The sequence below is a fragment of the Burkholderia sp. 10_S31 genome, from assembly GCF_056930375.1.
This window is the reverse complement of record NZ_JBXOWK010000001.1, coordinates 2,732,738-2,749,368: the sequence shown is the minus strand read 5'-3', so window position 1 is coordinate 2,749,368 and position 16,631 is coordinate 2,732,738. Positions and strand designations below refer to the sequence as shown.

The 16,631-nt window shown below is 62.0% G+C and carries 11 protein-coding genes and 1 pseudogene; 7 read left to right on the top strand and 5 right to left on the bottom strand.

Going from position 1 to position 16,631, the window contains the following annotated elements:
* The first annotated feature begins 132 nt into the window (after positions 1 to 132).
* A pseudogene (locus AC1Z3W_RS12305) lies at positions 133 to 1,307 on the top strand (IS3 family transposase).
* A gap of 38 nt (positions 1,308 to 1,345) precedes the next feature.
* Here AC1Z3W_RS12305 and AC1Z3W_RS12300 read toward each other — a convergent pair.
* Both AC1Z3W_RS12300 and gcvA read right to left on the bottom strand, forming a co-directional pair.
* Positions 1,346 to 2,548: an ISL3 family transposase gene (locus AC1Z3W_RS12300; RefSeq protein WP_483507674.1), complete on the bottom strand. Its 1,203-nt coding sequence runs from the start codon at positions 2,546 to 2,548 to the stop codon at positions 1,346 to 1,348.
* Between the two features lie 220 nt (positions 2,549 to 2,768).
* Positions 2,769 to 3,668: a transcriptional regulator GcvA gene (gcvA, locus tag AC1Z3W_RS12295; RefSeq protein ID WP_057930106.1), complete on the bottom strand. Its 900-nt coding sequence runs from the start codon at positions 3,666 to 3,668 to the stop codon at positions 2,769 to 2,771.
* A 121-nt stretch (positions 3,669 to 3,789) separates the two neighbouring features.
* Here gcvA and AC1Z3W_RS12290 point away from each other — a divergent pair, with 121 nt between their 5' ends.
* Complete coding sequence (locus AC1Z3W_RS12290) at positions 3,790 to 4,494, top strand: SDR family oxidoreductase (protein ID WP_057930107.1); 705 nt, start codon at positions 3,790 to 3,792, stop codon at positions 4,492 to 4,494.
* A 49-nt stretch (positions 4,495 to 4,543) separates the two neighbouring features.
* On the opposite strand, the gene AC1Z3W_RS12285 is transcribed toward AC1Z3W_RS12290, so the two are convergent.
* The 3 genes from AC1Z3W_RS12285 to AC1Z3W_RS12275 all read right to left on the bottom strand — a co-directional run bounded on the left by AC1Z3W_RS12285 (position 4,544) and on the right by AC1Z3W_RS12275 (position 7,125).
* The gene (locus AC1Z3W_RS12285) at positions 4,544 to 5,683 is read right to left on the bottom strand and encodes a patatin-like phospholipase family protein (RefSeq protein WP_057930108.1); all 1,140 of its coding nucleotides are present in this window, start codon (positions 5,681 to 5,683) and stop codon (positions 4,544 to 4,546) included.
* 116 nt (positions 5,684 to 5,799) lie between these two features.
* Positions 5,800 to 6,141, bottom strand: a complete 342-nt coding sequence (locus AC1Z3W_RS12280) for a cupredoxin domain-containing protein (protein ID WP_057930109.1) — start codon at positions 6,139 to 6,141, stop codon at positions 5,800 to 5,802.
* Between the two features lie 39 nt (positions 6,142 to 6,180).
* Positions 6,181 to 7,125 carry a metallophosphoesterase family protein gene (locus AC1Z3W_RS12275; RefSeq protein ID WP_057930110.1) on the bottom strand — a complete coding sequence of 315 codons (945 nt, stop codon included), beginning with the start codon at positions 7,123 to 7,125 and terminating at the stop codon, positions 6,181 to 6,183.
* A 442-nt stretch (positions 7,126 to 7,567) separates the two neighbouring features.
* Between AC1Z3W_RS12275 and AC1Z3W_RS12270 the strand changes: the two genes are divergently transcribed.
* The 5 genes from AC1Z3W_RS12270 to AC1Z3W_RS12250 all read left to right on the top strand — a co-directional run bounded on the left by AC1Z3W_RS12270 (position 7,568) and on the right by AC1Z3W_RS12250 (position 16,622).
* Positions 7,568 to 9,322 (top strand): ABC transporter permease, encoded by a 1,755-nt coding sequence (locus tag AC1Z3W_RS12270; protein WP_483507673.1) that lies wholly within the window; start codon positions 7,568 to 7,570, stop codon positions 9,320 to 9,322.
* A gap of 11 nt (positions 9,323 to 9,333) precedes the next feature.
* The gene (locus AC1Z3W_RS12265) at positions 9,334 to 10,680 is read left to right on the top strand and encodes an ABC transporter ATP-binding protein (protein ID WP_483507672.1); all 1,347 of its coding nucleotides are present in this window, start codon (positions 9,334 to 9,336) and stop codon (positions 10,678 to 10,680) included.
* 747 nt (positions 10,681 to 11,427) lie between these two features.
* Complete coding sequence (locus AC1Z3W_RS12260; protein ID WP_483507671.1) at positions 11,428 to 13,779, top strand: type VI secretion system Vgr family protein; 2,352 nt, start codon at positions 11,428 to 11,430, stop codon at positions 13,777 to 13,779.
* A gap of 5 nt (positions 13,780 to 13,784) precedes the next feature.
* Positions 13,785 to 16,019, top strand: a complete 2,235-nt coding sequence (locus AC1Z3W_RS12255; RefSeq protein WP_483507670.1) for a peptidase M23 — start codon at positions 13,785 to 13,787, stop codon at positions 16,017 to 16,019.
* A gap of 237 nt (positions 16,020 to 16,256) precedes the next feature.
* On the top strand, positions 16,257 to 16,622 hold the full coding sequence (locus tag AC1Z3W_RS12250) for a hypothetical protein (RefSeq protein ID WP_124835813.1): 366 nt from the start codon (positions 16,257 to 16,259) through the stop codon (positions 16,620 to 16,622).
* Positions 16,623 to 16,631 lie beyond the last annotated feature (9 nt).

Here is a 16,631-nt window from a genome sequence, read left to right as displayed (position 1 = left end):
GGGCACAAAAGGCCGCGTCGAGCGGCCTTTTGCATTTCTGATCCGCCCATCGAGGCGGGTTTTTTATTGGTTTGAGGCCGGTCGGAAAAAATGGAAGCCAACGTTTCGTAAAATCGAGAAACGGAGGCATGAATGAATCGAATTCCAAGGGCGGTCTATACGAAGGAGCTTCGCGACGAAGCGGTCAAGCTTGCGTTGACGGAAGGTGTCGGGGTATCGGAAGCTTCGCGGCGGTTATCGATCCCGATGAAGACGCTGGCAAACTGGGTGCGTGCGGCGAGGGCCGGCAAGCTGCAAGATGTCGGTCGGCACCAGAAGCCACTGCCGGAGATGGAGGCCGAGCTGGCGCAGGTCAAACGGGAGCTGGCCGAGGTCAAAATGGAGCGCGATCTCCTAAAAAAGTTCGCGACGTACTTCGCGAAGGAGTCGCGGTGAAGTACGGCATGATTGAACAAATGCGACAGGACTACCCTGTGCCGCCGATGTGCCGCGTGCTGAGCGTATCGGTAAGTGGCTACTATGCGTGGCGCAAGCGCAAGCCGTCCGCAAGAACTCGGCAGGAACCTCGCCTGGAAGCGGAGGTGCTCGCGGCCCATCAGTGAACCCGGGAAAGTTTCGGACCCGAGCGCCTGCAGCAACATCTCGAGGAACGTGGCGTGCGAATCGGCGTGCACCGGATCAGACGGCTGCGCAGAAAACTGGGACTGCGCTGCAAGCAGAAACGTCGGTTCAAGGCGACGACGAATTCGAAGCACGACCTGCCTGTCGCGCCGAATCTGCTGAACCAGGATTTCTCGGTGACGGCACCCAATCAAGCCTGGTGCGGTGACATCACCTATATCGCGACCGACGAGGGCTGGCTGTACCTCGCTGGCCTGAAGGATCTGTACAGTGGCGAAATCGTTGGCTATGCGATGAGCGAACGGATGACGAAAAATCTGGTGATGCAGGCGCTGTTTCGCGCTGCCGTGACCCGACGGCCTCCGGCGGGCCTGATTCACCATAGCGATCGCGGGTCGCAATATTGTGCGCTGGCCTATCAAGCACTCATCAGCCAATTTGACATGCGAGCGTCGATGAGCCGCCGTGGCAACTGTTACGACAACGCCCCGATCGAATCCTTCTGGGGAACGCTGAAGAATGAACTGGTCTATCATCAACGCTTCGCCACGCGCGAGCAGGCACGCCGGGCGATCAGCGAATACATCGAAATCTTCTACAACCGGCAGCGCACGCAGGCGCGTCTGAACTACCAATCGCCTGTCGCGTTCACGCAGCGTTTCTATCTGAATCAGATCGCTGCTTAACCCGTTGGCCTCCACGAATTCCGTCCGACCTCAGTTCTTCACGGATTACCGGGATAGGCGGCCTTGATCTTGAGGAAGAAGTAGGCACTGTCGCGGTAGCCGTAGGCCATGCGCTTCATGACCTTGATGCGGTTGTTGATGCCTTCAAGTTGGCCCGTGTGCATGGGCCAGCGCACGCGAGCAAGGATGCCTCGCCAGTACGCAGCCAGCTTGTTGGCGAAGCGTCGCAGCGGTTCGATGCCGCTCGCGCGGGCCTGCGCCAGCCAGGCCCGCCAGGCGCGACGCCATTGCCACGCGCTCAGCGGCCGCCAGAGTTCCTTGAGCACCGATTTGAGCACGTAGACGGTCATCAGAGCCTGATTGGCTTCCAGCAGCTCATGTAACTTGATCTGCTGGTCGGCCGACAGATTCTCGCGATTGCGCAGCAACAACCAGCGCGAGCGTTTGACGACGCGTCGCAGCGGACGCTTGTGCTTGAGCCGGTTGGCCTCATCGACGCGTACCCGATCGATCACTTCCCGTCCGTATTTGGCGACCACGTGATACAGGTCGTACACGATGCGCGCCTTCGGGCAATGCTGCCGTACCTCCAGATCGAATGCGGTGTTCATGTCCATCGCCACGGCTTCGATCGCTTTGCACCGCTCGATGCCGAGCCAGTCGAAGAACGGGCGAATCGCCTCCCGGCTGCGTCCTTCGCCGACCCACAACACACGGCGCGTATCGGCGTCCATCACCACGGTGGCGTAGCGGTGGCCCTTGTATAGCGCAAATTCGTCCATCACCAGCCGGCGCGGTTGCGCCTCGGGCAACGCCTCAAGACGCGCCTGCAAGCGTCGCGTATCGATGCGCCGGACGGTTTCCCAATGCAGCCCTGACAACTGGCAGACGTGGGCGATCGGCAACTTCTCGCACCAGCGCCCAACAAATTCCGCCAGACGCCGGGTGATTCGGGCGTGGCGATCCAGCCAGCTCACGCGCTCGGTGCGAGGGCCACATCCGGCGCACCGCACCCGACGTAGACGCACGCGCAGCCAGACCGCGTCGCCCAGCATCGGTAGGTCGCGAATCGTCCGCCAGCCTTGTTCATGCACGCGCTCGCTGCGCTGGCCGCAGCCCGAGCAACGAGCGCAATGGCCGACTTCGGGCAACAAGGTGATGCGCGTCACACCGGGCGTGCGCTCGAGTTCGGAAACGGTAAAACCTTCCCAGAACGGGAGGTCGAGTTTATGATCGGCCATGAAAGCGGTGGTCGTTGGAATCGTCTGATTGGTCGCACAACCAGTCTATTCCTTCGGCCACCGCTTTCCTTTTGGGCCCCGCCTTCACGCTAATCCGTGAAGAACCTTTTTATTTCCGTGACATAGGGTGGTGGTCAGGGAATGGCTGTCCTCCGTATTGGCCGGCAATTCGGGCGCGGACATTCATGTACGCCTGCAGATTGGTCGCGATTTCAGCGGATCACGCTTTCCCGTACTGCGCAAAGAGCCACTGGCGCATGGCCCCGAGCGCTTCCGAATGCGCACTGGCCTGCGGAAAGACGACGTAGAAGCCGAGCGACATCGGAAACGAAAAATCGAACACGCGGCGCAGCCGGCCTTCCGCGATGTCGCGCTCGACGAGCGGTTCGCTGGTCAGCGCGATGCCCTGGCCTGCAACGGCCGCGTCGATGGCAAGCAGCGACTGGCTGAACCGCGGCCCTTTCGTCGGATCGGCCCGCCCCTTTTCACCGAGCTTGTCGATGAACTCGGGCCACAGGTCGTGCGCGTCGTGCAGCAGCACATGCTTCGACAAGTCTGCGGGCGTGCGGATCGGCGGGTCGCCGTCGAGCAGCTTCGGGCTGGCGACGGCGAAGATGTCGAGCGGTGACAGCCGCTCCGCGACGAGGCCTGCCGGAAATGGCGGTTTGCTCAATCGAATCGCGATGTCGACACCGTCAGCCCGAAACGACGCCAGCCTTTCGTCGGCAATGACGCGAACCTCGATGTCGGGGTGCAGCCGGCCGAAGTCCGCCAGGCGCGGAATCAGCCACTTCGACGCGAACGACGGCGTCGTGCTGACGGCCAGAACCGTGGGGCGCTGGCCCAGGGCATCCGTGGCGTCGGAGATGATCTGTAGCGCACGCTGGACCGACGAAAAATACTCGAGCCCTTCGCGCGTCAGCGCGAGCCCCCTCGGCAATCGCCGAAACAGCTGGACCTCCACGACGTCTTCCAGATGCCTGACCTGCTGCGCCACCGCGCCCTGGGTCACGCCGAGTTCGTCGGCAGCCAGCCGGAAATTGAGATGGCGCGCGGCGGCCTCGAACGCGCGAAGCGCATTGAGCGGCGGGAACCGGCGGGCATGCAGAAGAGCCTTCATGCAGTAGAAATTCTACAGGCTGAGTGGAGAAATCATCGTTCGACAATTCGATTATAGGGTCCTAGAGTGGCGCTTTGGAACGACGATCGCGGCGCTGAGCCGACCTATCCGGGAGAGCAGCATGACTGTAGAGAAAGTAGCTTTGGTGACGGCGGCGGGCAAGGGCATGGGTGCCGCGATCGCGCGAGACCTCGCGAACAACGGTTATCGCGTCGCGCTGATGTCGCCATCCGGCAGCGCCGTCGAACTCGCGAAGGAACTGGGCGGGTTCGGTATTGCGGGGTCCGTCACCGAAGACGCCGACATCGAGCGCTTCGTGAACGAGACGCTCGCGAAGTACGGCCGTATCGATGCGGTCGTCAACAATACCGGGCATCCGCCGAAAGGCGACTTGCTCGCCATCGAGGACGACAAGTGGCACGAAGGGCTCGACCTGATCGTGCTCAACGTCGTTCGCGTGCTGCGCCGGGTGACGCCCGTCTTCCTGAAGCAGGGCGGCGGCGCGGTGGTCAATATTTCGAGCTTCGCGGCCGACGCGCCCGAGCAGGCGATGCCGGTGTCGTCCGCGCTGCGCGCGGCGCTGAGTTCCGTTACGCGCCTGTATGCCGATCGGTATGCGAAGGACAACATTCGCATCAATTCGGTGCTGCCCGGCTTCATCGACAGCTGGCCGGAGACGCCCGAGATCGTGGCCCGCATCCCGGTCGGCCGTTTCGGCAAGACGCAGGAGATCGCGCAGACCGTGCGGTTCCTGCTGTCGGACGGCGCGGGCTACATCACCGGGCAGAACATTCGCGTCGACGGTGGTATCGTGCGCGCGCTGTAAGTCAGGTCCGCGGCAGGACGATGCGCGCGCAGGCGTTCCCCCGGCGGCATCAGTTGTGCCGCTCGCCGATCCTGTTCTCTTCCGGGCTCCAGACGCTGAGCCCCTCCGTCGGGTCCATCGGCAGATCCCACGGCCGCGCGGCGATCGCCTGCATCGCCGCGTCGAACCCGGCCTGGCGGCGCGCCGCGATGCCGTCCGGCGTGAAATCGATGTCCTTCCACTGATCGTCGCCGTCGAGCCGCGGCGCCGCGAGCTTGATCACGCGCATCGTGGTCTGGCAGCCCCACGCGGCGAGCGCCTGCACGTCGACCGACGTGCGTTCCGCCTCCGGCAGCCGCGTGACCAGTTCCCGGATCACGTGGCGCAGCCGGTGAATCTGCTGTTGCCGCGCGATGTTGCTGTCCGTGCGGCTCGCGTACTGGATGTCCTTCTGCCGCTCCGACACCTGCCAGATGCTCTGCGGCTCGGGTCCGACCGGATTCCACATCTGCACCGAGAAGATGATCGAGCTGCGGCGCGGCGCGTCGTCCAGCACGACCTCGACCGGCGTATTCGAATAGATGCCGCCGTCCCAGTAGGGCGCGCCGTCGATCCGCACGGCCGGGAACGCGGGCGGCAGCGCGCCCGAGCTCATCACGTGGTCGAGGCCGAGCGGCCGGTCGCGCGAATCGAAATAGCGCATCGTGCCGGTACACGCGTTGACCGCACCGACGGTGAGCCGCGGCCGGCGCGCGTTCAGCAGGTCGAGGTCGATCAGCGACGCGAGCGTGTCGCGCAGCGGCTCGACCACGTAGTACGACGCGTGCTCGACGCCGACGCGCGCGAGCGGCCCGAGCCACGCGGCGGGATTCGGCCGGAAGAATCCCGGGATGCCGGCGCCGATGACCGCGAGCTCGGCGCCGATCTTGTCCCAGCCGGTCGGGAAGCCCGGCACGTCGAAGGCGGGCCGTTCGGTCACATGGCGCCAGAATTCGGCCATCCGTTGCGCGCGGCGGCCGGGCGCGTTGCCGGCGATCAGCGCCGCGTTGATCGCGCCGATCGACGTGCCGATGACCCAGTCGGGCTGGATGCCCGCCGCGTCCATCGCCTCGAATACGCCGAGCTGGTATGCGCCCAGTGCGCCGCCGCCCTGGAGGACGAGCACCACCTGGCCCGGCAGTTTCGGATGTGCGGGTTGACTTGCCGTCATCGCTTTCCTCGTGGTCGGTGACGGCCGGCGGGTTCCGGCCGGTTGGAACCAGTGTAGGCGATCGGCGCGCTTCACTCCGCGGCGCCGGCTCGGCGTGCGGCCTGCGGCGCGGCGCGTCATTCGACGGTGATGGTCTCCTTCATATACGGATGAATCCCGCAGAACACCTTGTACACGCCCGGCTTGTCGAAGCGGAACGAGTAGGTCTCGTCCTGGTCGAGCGCCTTCGAGTGGAAGATGCCCGCGTCGTTGACGACGGTATGCGGTTCCGCGTCGAGGTTCTTCCAGGTGATCGTCGTGCCCGCCTTGATCGTCGTCGACATCGGCGAAAACATGAAATTGCGGATCGTCACGAGCGGGCCGGCCGGGGTTTGCGCGAACGCGGCGAGCGGCGTGCCCGCGGCGGCCGCGCACAGGATCAGCGCGGCCGGCAGCATCGAGGGCTTGAGGAAGGTCATGTCGGTTTCCTTGCGTATCTGGATCGGGGAATCGGGCGATCAGGCGAGCGTCGTGTCGTGCAGCGACGCGGCGACGGGATGGCCCGCGAAGTCGACGGTCGTCACGCCGAGCATCGCGGGCAGCCGGTCGTGCGGCACCGTGAGCGGCACCGGGCCGGGGCCGTTGCCGGCGGTCGGCTGCGGGAACGCGGTGGAGCGCGCGGTATGGAACGTCACGTTGCCCTCGACCTTCGACACGATCTGGTGGATGTGCCCGTTCAGCACGGTGACCGAGCCGAAGCGGCGCAGCAGTGCCATCGTCTGCGGTGCGTCGCCGGTGCCCCAGCCCCACGGCTCGTAGATGGTCCACATCGGCATGTGCGAGAACACGACGATCGGCGTGCTCGACGATTGCCCCTTCAGGTCCTGCGCGAGCCAGGCGAGCTGGTCGTCGCCGAAGCTGCCGAGCCCGTTCGGCTTGAAGTGCATCACGTTGACGAGCGCGACGAAGTGCACGCCCGCGTGATCGAAGCTGTAATAGCCGCGGTTGTCCGATGCCTTGCCGAACCGGCTGAAGTATTCGGCGCCCGAACCGTCCGTCACGTCGTGTTCGCCGGGCACCGTGTGCAGCTCGGGCACGCGCAGCGCGGACAGCAACTGCGACGCATGGTCGAATTCCTCCGCTTTGGACAGGTGCGTGATGTCGCCGGTATGGATCGTGAGCGCGGGCGCGGCGGACATCCCGTTGACGAGGTCGATGGTCTGCCGCAGCGTGGCCGCGACGTCGGGATTCGCGTCCTTGTTGAAGCCGATGTGCGTGTCGCTGATCTGCACGAACAGCGGCCGGCCCGTATTCGCTGGGAGGGCGGCGCCGCTTTGCGCGAGCGCGAGATCGAACGGCGTCAGGATGCCGCCCGACAGCGTAAACAACGTGCCGAGGCCGCCGAAGGCCATGCATTGCAGGGCCTTGCGGCGCGACGGGCGGGTAGGAGTCGATGAAGACATGTGAGCCTCGCAATCGTATGACGGAACCGGACGGCCGGATCGTCCTGGAATAAGCCGGCGCCTTCGCATGCCATACCGGTGCCGCGACGGATTTATTCCCGCGTGTTGCGAGGCGGAATTCGGCTGCCCGCCGTTTGCGGCGTGATGACGGAGCGCCGGCGGATGGCCTGTCAATGTCCTGTAAGTGACACGACACATTTGCGTCATGCCCGCCCGATAGCCTGCGACACCGAATCAATTCTCCGGAGCCCCTCATGCCGAATCTCGCGGCAACGGAAACCCGCGGTGCGGCCAGTCATCGCACACACACCATCAGCCTCACGCTGCCTTTTCCGACTGCCGGCGATCGTTCGCCCGACTCCCGGGAACCTGTTCCGAGCCGTACTCGCTGACGCGGCGCTTGCCGCTCCCATCGATTTTCAATTCGACCAACACGCTACCGATGGATATCAGTTTCTTCGATCCGAATCGCACCGCCAACGCGTCCGCGTGGCGTGTGCTCCCCAATCGCTGGGACGCGGTTGCGTTTCCGCTGATCATCGGCATACTCGCGATGGCGATCGTCGGCTTCCATCAAACGATGGCGCCGATCGCGACCCTGCAGACGCAGAAGATCTCGCTCGATCCGTCGAACCTGCCCGAATACGCGCTGCGCACGACGTTGCGGATGCTCGCCGCGATGGTCGCGTCGCTCGCGTTCACGCTGGTCTACGGCACGCTCGCCGCGAAAAGCCGCCGCGCCGGCATGGTGCTGATCCCGATCCTCGACATCCTGCAGTCGGTGCCGGTGCTCGGCTTCATCTCGTTTACGGTCACGTTCTTCCTCGCGCTGTTCCCGGGCCGCGTGCTCGGCGCCGAGCTCGCCGCGATCTTCGCGATCTTCACGAGCCAGGCGTGGAACATGACGTTCAGCTTCTACCAGTCGCTGCGCACGGTGCCGCGCGACCTGAGCGAAGTGTCGCGCGGCTTTCACCTGACGCCGTGGCAGCGCTTCTGGAAGCTCGAGGTGCCGTTCTCGATGCCCGGGCTGATCTGGAACATGATGATGTCGATGTCGGGCGGCTGGTTCTTCGTCGTCGCATCGGAGGCCATCACCGTCGGCAACCAGACCATCACGTTGCCGGGCATCGGCGCGTATCTCGCACAGGCGATCTCGAACAAGAACCTCGGCGCGGTGGGCTGGGTGATCGTCGCGATGTCGGTCGTGATCCTCGCGTACGATCAGTTCCTGTTCCGTCCACTCGTCGCATGGGCCGACAAGTTCCGGATGGAGAACACCGCATCGGGCGATGCGCCGCAATCCTGGCTGCTCGACATGATGCGCCGCACGCACCTGATCCACCAGCTGCTGGTGCCGGCCGGCTGGCTGCTGTCGCAGGCCGCGCGGATTCCGTTGCGCGTGCCGTCGTTCAAGGGTGTCGGCGCACGCGTCGCGTCGAACGGTCGTTCGTCGCGCGTCGGCGACGTCGTGTGGGGCGCGTTCGTGGTCCTGCTGACCGTGTACGTCGCATGGCGCGTCGTCAGCTTCGTCGCGACCGGCGTGACGATCGGCGAGGTCGGTCACGTGCTGATGCTCGGGCTGATCACGCTGCTGCGCGTGCTGGTGCTGATCGCGATCGCGTCGGTGGTCTGGGTGCCGCTCGGCGTGCTGATCGGGCTGCGCCCGAAGCTCGCCGAGAAGATCCAGCCGCTCGCGCAGTTCCTCGCCGCGTTCCCGGCCAACCTGCTGTTCCCGGTGTTCGTGATCGTGATCGTCCACTTCCATCTGAACGCCGATATCTGGCTGTCGCCGCTGATCGTGCTCGGCACGCAGTGGTACATCCTGTTCAACGTGATCGCCGGCGCGATGTCCTATCCGAACGACTACAAGGAGGCGACGAAGAATTTCCGCATTCGCGGCTGGCAATGGTGGCGCCAGGCGATCCTGCCCGGCATTTTCCCGTACTACGTGACCGGCGCGATTACCGCGTCGGGCGGCGCGTGGAACGCGAGCATCGTGTCCGAGTTCGTGCAGTGGGGCGATACCAGGGTCGTCGCGCATGGCCTTGGCTCGTATATCGCGCAAACGACTGCCGCCGGCGACTTCCCGAAGATCATCCTGGGCATCGCCGTGATGTCCCTGTTCGTTACCTTGTTCAACCGTCTGCTGTGGCGTCCGATGTACGCCTATGCGGAATCCCGGCTCCGTCTCGATTGAGAGTAAGCGCGATGCAAAATTCGACCGTTATCAACGCCCCCGTCAAGACGTCCCAGCCGCCGCAGCCGCCGCGCCTCGGCGAAGAAATCCTGCGCGTCGAGCACGTGAACCGCGGCTTCAACAAGACGCAGGGCGAACTGCTCGTGCTCGACGACGCGAACCTGTCGCTGCGCGAAGGCGAGATCGTCGGGCTGCTCGGCCGTTCGGGCTCGGGCAAGTCCACGCTGTTGCGGATCATCGCCGGCCTGATCGAGCCGACCGGCGGTGAAGTGACCTATCTCGGCAAGCCGCTGCGCGGTCCGGCCGAAGGCGTCGCGATGGTGTTCCAGACCTTCGCGCTGTTCCCGTGGCTGACCGTGCTGCAGAACGTGGAAGCCGGGCTGGAAGCGCTCGGCGTCGGTGCGCGCGAGCGGCGCGAGCGTGCGCTTGCCGCGATCGACCTGATCGGTCTCGACGGCTTCGAGAACGCGTACCCGCGCGAGCTGTCGGGCGGGATGCGCCAGCGCGTGGGCTTTGCGCGCGCGCTCGTCGTCGACCCGACGATCCTGCTGATGGACGAGCCGTTCTCGGCACTCGACGTGCTGACGGCCGAAACGCTGCGTACCGACCTGCTCGACCTGTGGACGCAAGGCCGGATGCCGATCAAGTCGGTGCTGATCGTCACGCACAACATCGAGGAAGCGGTGTTCATGTGCGACCGCATTCTCGTGCTGTCGTCGAATCCGGGCCGCGTGATCGCCGAGATCAAGGTGCCGTTCAAGCATCCGCGCAACCGGCTCGACCCGGATTTCCGCAAGCTGGTCGACGACATCTACGCGAAGATGACCGCCCGCCAGACGGGCGAGGCGACGAAGAAGGGGCTCGAGCTCGGCAGTTGGCTGCCGCAGGTGTCGACCAACCTGATGGCCGGCCTGATCGAGACGCTCGCGATGGCGCCGTACCACGGCCGCGCGGACATGCCTGAAATCGCGCGCACGCTGCATCTGGAGGTGGACGAACTGTTCCCGATCGCCGAAGTGCTGCAGTACCTCGGTTTCGCCGATGTGCGGGAAGGCGACGTGTTCCTGACGCCGCCCGCGCGCGTGTTTGCTGAATTCGGCACGCAGGAACGCAAGCTGATGTTCGCGGATCACCTGCTGAAGCACGTGCCGCTCGCTGCGCGAATCCGGAAGGTGCTGAACGAGCGCCCGGGCCATCGCGCGCCGCGCGTGCGCTTCGAGCAGGAGCTGGAGGATTTCCTGTCGGACGAAGCGGCTGAGGAAACGCTCGACGCGGTGATCGACTGGGGGCGTTACGGAGAAGTGTTCTCGTACAACGACAAGACGGAAGTGTTCAGTCTCGAGGATGTGGAGTCGTAAAGTCTGGAAGTCGATACATAGGGCGCGACATCCATCCGTCATCGATGTCGCGCCGACGCCGGAGCTTGCCGCACAGCCGGCAGCGCTGCCGGCTGTGCGGCCGTGAAGGTGCCGGCCAGGCCAACCGAAGAGCTATCCGATCAGACCGGAAACGACCCCGAGCGTCATTCCGGTTTCCGCGCAACACCGCACCATACCGCCGTCCGATCATAATGCCGGTCTAACAGCCCCGATGAGTCATCTCAAGAATAGCGAGATCGAATCGCAACTATCGTGTGACAATTTTCTACATTGTTCGATTCGATTGTTTGCAGAGGTAATGGGTCGATGTTGTGCGAAAGTGGGCGGATTTCGAGGATGCTATGTCGAACGCTTCTCGAGCGTTAATTAATTCAATTTTTAGAAGAATTGATTTTTCGTGACGGGGAATGGCACTGGGGGGTAGCTGCCGCGCACCCCAAAAGTATGAGGCTTGCCGGCCTGTTGCTCCATCCAGGGATTCGGCTCTATCGGTGTCTCGAGAGAAGAGATATTGAAATAGTCCAGGGCCAGAGAAATAAAAAAATCACTCAAATGCGGCTCGGGGCTGTGAGCATATCGTAAAAGATGACGGCTTATCGGGTCTGGGGCAGCGTGTGTTCATTTTCGTGAGCATATGCTTCACTGGCGAGAGCGTAGTGGCACTGCGTCCCCGAATGCATGCGTGGGCGAACGTGCCGGTGTCCAACCTCTCGTTCAACAGCAGCCATGCCAACCATTCAGGATGTGCTGAAACACCCCGGTTCGGTCGTTACCCAACCGCTGCATCTGGAGATCGCGACGCTGGACGAGCCGATCTCCGTTCTGTCGTTTGTCCTGACCGAGGAAATGAATACGCGATTCCTCGCGGACATCACCGTGACGTCGCAGGACAAACGGATCGACGGTGCGACGATCGTCGGTCGGCCTGCGATCTTCACGATCGAGGAATACGCGTCCGTGCCGTCGATGGCCGGTGTGATCGATCCGGTTCGGCATGCTGCGCGTACCGTGCACGGCGTCGTAACGCAATGGACTCGCGTCAAAACGTCTCGCGACGAGGCGACCTATCAACTGCACCTGAAGCCGCGTCTCTCGCTGCTCGAAGAGGTGCACGATTCGGCCGTATTTCTGGACAAGTCGTTTCGTGAGCTGCTGACCGACGTGATCGTCGATCGCAATCTGTTCCAGTCCTTCGATGTCGAGTTCGAGCTGGACGGGTTCGATGGGAAGCTGGAACAAACGGTGATGTACGAAGAGACGGTCGCGAACTTTATCGAACGACATTGCCGGCGCGCGGGAGTCTATTACTACTTCAAGCAGGCGAAGAAGGAGGACGGCCCGCAACGCGACACGTTGGTGTTCGGCAATACGCCGCGCGGCTATATGCGAGCGATCGAGGTGCCGTTGCTACCGCATTCTGGTCTGGCGAGCTGGCACGAGGCGATTCTGACGCTGGAAGTCACGCGCGCGCTGGTGCCGCAGAAGGTGCGCGAATGGGATCGCAACTATCGTGTACCCGACGATCCACTGCAGGTTGAATCGGTCGTGGCCAATGACGACCGTTCGGTGTACGGAAGCATGAACCGCAGCGTCGAGCATTTCCATTCGGTCGACGAAGGGCAGGCGCTGGCTGACGCGCGTCGTGACGAACTGCTCACGCGGCAGATGCGGCTCGCGGGCACGAGTAACGTAATCGGCATGACGCCCGGCATGGTGGTGCGGATCACCCATGACGTGGTGCCGGAGGCGCCGCACGGGATGGTGATCACGCGACTTGTCACGACCGGCAGTCGCAGCCAGTCCGTGACCAACACCTTCGAAGCGATTCCCGCGCACAGGACCTACCGGCCGGAATATGTTCCTGAAAAGCACTGGCGATGGGTCACCGGCATGCTGATCGGTGTGGTCGAGTCCGGTGATGACGAGCCGTACGCATGGATGGACGAGTACGGCCGCTATCGCGTCAGGCTTCTGTTCACCCGGCACAGCGGCAAGCGCGGCACGAACAGCATGCCATTGCGCCTGCTGCGTACGTCGGCGTCGTATCAGGGCGGCCTGCACATTCCTTTGCTGCCGCGGTCGGAAGTACGCATTGTCGCGACTCAAGGAAATTGCGATCGCTTATTGATCGCAGGAGCCCTGCATGACCATGCGCGTCGGGACCTCGTGCATGGCAAGGAGGGCTGGTACAGCCGCGCCGTGTTCCGTTCGCCGTTGCTCGGCAACAAGCTGCGCTTCGAGGATCTGAAAGAGCACGAGGGCATCCGATTGGCGACGGTGTTCGGGCAATCGTCGCTCAACATGGGCCATCTGGTCGACGGTGGGAAGAACAAGCGCGGCGAGGGCTTCGAACTGACCACGCAGAACTGGGGCACGGTGCGGGCGCCGAAGGGGCTGTTCGTCTCGGCAGATGCAGCAGGTGGATCCGCGACGCCGCACCTCGATATGCCCGCCGCTGTTGCGCAACTCAAGGCTGCATTGCAGCGCGTAACGGACCTTGCGGCCGCGACGACGCAGGTCAAGGCCGAGCCTGCGGACCGCGCGACGCAGGCGGCGCTGCTCGACAGCCTGAATCAGCTTCGCGACGCGGGGCTGCTTGCCAGTGCCCCCGGCGGCATGGCGTTCGTGACACCGAAATCGGCGCAGCACTCGGCGGGCGAGAACGTAATCGTCACCGCGGGCCGGGATATGGACGTGAGCGTCGTCAGGCGCCTGCGCATGGTGGCCGGTGACCTGATCTCGCTGTGCGCGCACACACTCGGCATCAAGATTTTTTCGAAAGGGAAAATCGAGTTGCAGGCACAACGCGCTCCGATGGATCTCTTCTCCGACGAGCAATTGCACGTGTCGAGCGCCAACGCGAATGTGCTCGTGAATGCAAAGACAAGGGCGATGGTGGCCAGCGGCGGCGCGTCGATGACCATCGAGAACGGCAATGTCGTCTTCAACTGTCCGGGTGAATTCCGTATCAGGGCGGCCTCGTTCACGTTCGAAGGGCCCGGCAATACGTCCATCAGCCTGCCGCAACTGCCGGTGAGCGACTACCAGTCCAGCTCCAAATACAGCCACACACAATAACGATCATGATTATCAGCCCGCCGTTTCTGCCCAAAGCCGGTCTCGCGGTCCCGACCGGGACGAACCCCGATCCGATGATGGATGCGGTAGAAAAGTTCGAATGTGACCACGGCGTCTATCCGATTGCGTTTGATCGGCGCTGGCATTGCGGCGTGCATCTTCAGCCCGATACGAAGGGCAAGGTGCACGCGATTGCCGACGGCGAGGTCGTTGCCTATCGCGTTTGTCAGCATGGGGTTGACGACGGCGTGAGCCATACGGGATTTGTGTTGCTCAAGCATACGACCGAGACTGGAGAAGGCCGCACGCTGACGTTCTATTCGCTGTACATGCATCTGCTGCCGCTGGCCGAGTATCAGCAGCACAGTGCGAACGCCAAGGATATGCCCGAGTTCCTGCGCATGCCGACCGGTTCGGTGAACAAGGGGGAGGTGACGCCGGCGGTCTCCGGGGAGGGCAAGAAGGTTCGGCGCAAGGATGTGTTGGGGTGGCGTGGCGAATATGAGGGTATGCCGCATTTGCATTTCGAGATCTTCATGTTGCCGAAGGATTTCGACGCGTATTTCGGGCGTACGCAGCTGGGTAACGGCACGCCCAACCCGCCAACCGGAACGGACTGGTGGGGGCATGCGTATTTCGTCATTCCGGCAGGCAGCAGGTTTCGCCGTTTGCCTGAGAAGGCCGATGCCCGCAACAAGTTGCATGGGATTGAATTCAAGCCCGGTCAAGAGGGCTCAAACTCCCTGCCGTTGCTCGTTGAGACCTACTTCAGCGTCGGCTCGAAATACACCAATGTCTGGAGTCTGGCGCAAGACGGCACTCGCACGCTGCTCACGCCGCAACCCGTCGAGGAAAAGGACTACGAATACGATCTGTACAAGCGTGCGACGGCGCTTTATCCGCCTTGTCCAAGCGATGGCTACGAGCTGCTGCGCTTTGGCCGCATCCTGTCGCCGTCCCAGACTCTGGCGGCAAATGCGCGCGCGACGTGGATGCAGGTCAACTGGGCGGCAGACAAGGTTGGCTACATCGATATCAATGATTCAAGCATCCACAAGTTCTCCGACGCGGACTTCCTGTCTTCTGTGGGTTGGCAGAAAGTCAGTGAGGGCAATACGCCGTTCAGCAGTGACGGACTGTGCGATGTGGATGCGCTGAAGAAAATGCTGAACGATGCTGCTTCGCACGAAGTGCCAGCGGTGACGGGGGAGGCGCCGGAAGCTCACAAGATCAGAGTGCTGTCGACTGCCCCGGTACGGCGGCAGTTGCGCGGCCTTGTCTGTCACGCGCCGAGTGAGTGGGATAGCACGAACAACGAGGGACGCTATGCGAGGCTGCTCGATGAGGGAGGCTTCTACCACGGTAACGAGAAGGGCTACAACGATTTCATGAAGTACCTGAAGGAAGTTCAGTTTTGGGACAAAACGGGGCTTCCGGCGGGGCAGAAGTTGTGGTTCTTCCATCCATTGACGTTTATCCGACATTTCAGGAGATGCGGATGGTTAAGCAAGGACGAAACTGCTCACTGCGTTCGTAGCACAATCAGAGAAAAAGGGCGTGAAGTCGCTCCGCTCTCAAAATCTGTCATTATTAAACGGCTTAGTTATGCGACGGAACGGCGCCCCGCAAATTTACATGCAAGTTTTTATGTCGTTGCTAGGAAATATGGAATATCGTCCAGCCGTTTGCGCCTCGCACATTTGTTCGGTCAGTTGACGCCGGAAACAGGACGCCTGGAATTCATGCTTGAAGGTGGTGAGCCTTCATACTTCGATAAATATGAACCTGGTCGCCTGGAGGGCGATAATCTAGGTAACACGGAGAGAGGTGACGGAATTCGATTTAAGGGGCGTGGGTTGATTCAGGTTACTGGGAGATATAATTACAAATCCTATGGAAAATATCGAGGTGCGGTATTTGATACGGATTCAACAAGCTCCTTGCTTGTAACTGACTCTTATAATACATGTGATGCTTCGGGTTGGTACTGGGCGTCGAAGCAACGACAGCGGTTTGTTAAAAATCCGATAACACGTAAAGACGACATGGTCCCATTTGGCAAGCTCAGCATCAATTACTGGGCAGATCAAGGGGCGAGCGATGCCGCGACACTTCAGGTTACGAAGTGTATCAATCCGGCTGGCGTGGCTGCTGATTGGCGAAAGCAAGGATTTAATAACGCCTGGTACGAGCTCAATGATGAGGTTGTGCCGAATGCTGATTACAAGCCCGTAATGTGAGGAGTCATGAGGCGAATCATTTTGCTCGGATTGAGTATTTGTGGATTTGTGGGCTTTGTGTGTTCGGCGAGTGGCAAGGAGCCGGAGAGGGTATTGAGGGATGATTGTCATTTGTCGTTTGCGATTCCCAATGGCCTTGAGTATGTCGACGTGGGGCATACCATTACGTTAGGGAAAGATGAGTGCTACATACCGTTTCTATATACGGGGAGACTGCGGCTTAAACGAACTGGGCCTATGCCACGCACGCCCGACGACTGGCGTGCTCTGACAGATTTCGCCCTGACTGTCGAGGCGATTCCGGTAGCGGATAGTCTGGCGCAAGTTGAGTCGGCAGGCGGAGCGGCTCAAAACGGTCAATTTAGGGTGGTCTCAAAGGAGCATGTTCAGTTGTCAGGGGGTGACCTCTATATCATAAGCTACTCAGCAATTAAACCGACGGGAACCATTATTGGTTATCAAAAACAACAATGGGTTTTTGTTGCTGGTAACGGTGTTCGCTCGACTGTTTTTCGTTTGTACTACGGAGACAGAACGTCGAGGGTCGGTAAGGAGAGGGGGCGTGCTTTAAAGTATCTGTTCTCGTCATTTCGATTCTTTTGATTTCTCGTG

Bases quoted from the DNA above. Each gene is read 5' to 3' on its own strand.
- AC1Z3W_RS12280 (WP_057930109.1), bottom strand. From the start codon at position 6,141: ATGACCTTCCTCAAGCCCTCGATGCTGCCGGCCGCGCTGATCCTGTGC.
- AC1Z3W_RS12260 (WP_483507671.1), top strand. From the start codon at position 11,428: ATGCCAACCATTCAGGATGTGCTGAAACACCCCGGTTCGGTCGTTACC.
- gcvA (WP_057930106.1), bottom strand. From the start codon at position 3,668: ATGAAGGCTCTTCTGCATGCCCGCCGGTTCCCGCCGCTCAATGCGCTT.
- AC1Z3W_RS12285 (WP_057930108.1), bottom strand. From the start codon at position 5,683: ATGACGGCAAGTCAACCCGCACATCCGAAACTGCCGGGCCAGGTGGTG.
- AC1Z3W_RS12265 (WP_483507672.1), top strand. From the start codon at position 9,334: ATGCAAAATTCGACCGTTATCAACGCCCCCGTCAAGACGTCCCAGCCG.
- AC1Z3W_RS12255 (WP_483507670.1), top strand. From the start codon at position 13,785: ATGATTATCAGCCCGCCGTTTCTGCCCAAAGCCGGTCTCGCGGTCCCG.
- AC1Z3W_RS12275 (WP_057930110.1), bottom strand. From the start codon at position 7,125: ATGTCTTCATCGACTCCTACCCGCCCGTCGCGCCGCAAGGCCCTGCAA.
- AC1Z3W_RS12250 (WP_124835813.1), top strand. From the start codon at position 16,257: ATGCCACGCACGCCCGACGACTGGCGTGCTCTGACAGATTTCGCCCTG.
- AC1Z3W_RS12270 (WP_483507673.1), top strand. From the start codon at position 7,568: ATGGATATCAGTTTCTTCGATCCGAATCGCACCGCCAACGCGTCCGCG.
- AC1Z3W_RS12290 (WP_057930107.1), top strand. From the start codon at position 3,790: ATGACTGTAGAGAAAGTAGCTTTGGTGACGGCGGCGGGCAAGGGCATG.
- AC1Z3W_RS12300 (WP_483507674.1), bottom strand. From the start codon at position 2,548: ATGGCCGATCATAAACTCGACCTCCCGTTCTGGGAAGGTTTTACCGTT.